Genomic DNA, 1,223 nt, shown 5'->3' on the forward strand with positions numbered 1-1,223 from the left:
GAGACCGAGATGCTGATCCGTTTCTCCTCGGTCGCGGGCGAGAACGGCTCCCCGGACACCTGGCGGGACCCGCGCGGTTTCGCGGTGAAGTTCTACACCTCCGAGGGCAACTACGACCTCGTGGGCAACAACACCCCGGTGTTCTTCATCCGCGACGGCATCAAGTTCCCGGACTTCATCCACTCCCAGAAGCGCCTGCCCGGCACGCACCTGCGTGACGCGGACATGCAGTGGGACTTCTGGACCCTCTCCCCCGAGTCCGCCCACCAGGTCACCTGGCTGATGGGTGACCGCGGGCTGCCGGCGTCCTGGCGGGAAATGCAGGGCTACGGCTCGCACACGTACCAGTGGATCAACGCCGCCGGCGAGCGGTTCTGGGTGAAGTACCACTTCAAGTCCAACCAGGGCGTGAAGACCATGTCCGGTGAGCAGGCCGAGGCCCTCGCCGGCTCCGACGCGGACTTCTACATCCGGGACCTGCACGAGAACATCGAAGCCGGCAACCTGCCCTCCTGGGACCTGCACGTGCAGGTCATGCCCTACGAGGACGCCAAGACCTACCGCTTCAACCCGTTCGACCTGACCAAGGTCTGGCCGCACGCGGACTACCCGCTGATCAAGGTCGGCACCATGGAGCTGAACCGGAACCCGGAGAACTACTTCGCGCAGATCGAACAGGCCACCTTCGCGCCGTCGAACTTCGTGCCCGGCATCGCCGCGTCCCCGGACAAGATGCTGCAGGCCCGGATCTTCTCCTACGCCGACGCGCACCGCTACCGCGTGGGCACCAACCACGCCCAGATCCCGGTGAACCAGCCCAAGAACCAGGTCAACAACTACAGCCAGGACGGCGCCGGACGCTACCTGTTCAACGCCCCGTCCACCCCGGTCTACGCCCCGAACTCGGTCGGCGGCCCCGCCGCCGTCGAGCCGCAGAACCCGGCCGGCGGCTGGGAGAACGACGGCGAACTGACCCTCGCCGCGCACTCCCTGCACGCCGAGGACGGCGACTTCGGCCAGGCCGGCACCCTGTACCGCGAGGTCTACGACGACGCCGCCAAGGCCCGCCTGCTCGAGACCATCACCGGCGCCGTGGGCGGCGTGAAGAGCCCCGGCATCAAGGAACGCGCCATCCAGTACTGGACCAACGTCGACGCCGACCTCGGCGCCAAACTCCGCGCCAACCTCGGCGCAGGAGAAAGCACCTCCGACGCCGAAGCCGC

At 67.5% G+C, this 1,223-nt stretch carries 1 protein-coding gene; it reads left to right on the forward strand.

Annotated elements, in window-relative coordinates; genetic code table 11:
• A partial coding sequence (locus tag JYA52_RS02725) for a catalase (RefSeq protein WP_205651618.1) occupies positions 1-1,223 on the forward strand: 1,223 nt, incomplete at both ends.

Source organism: Arthrobacter pascens (genome assembly GCF_017052465.1).
GTDB classification, from domain to species: Bacteria; Actinomycetota; Actinomycetes; order Actinomycetales; family Micrococcaceae; genus Arthrobacter; species Arthrobacter pascens.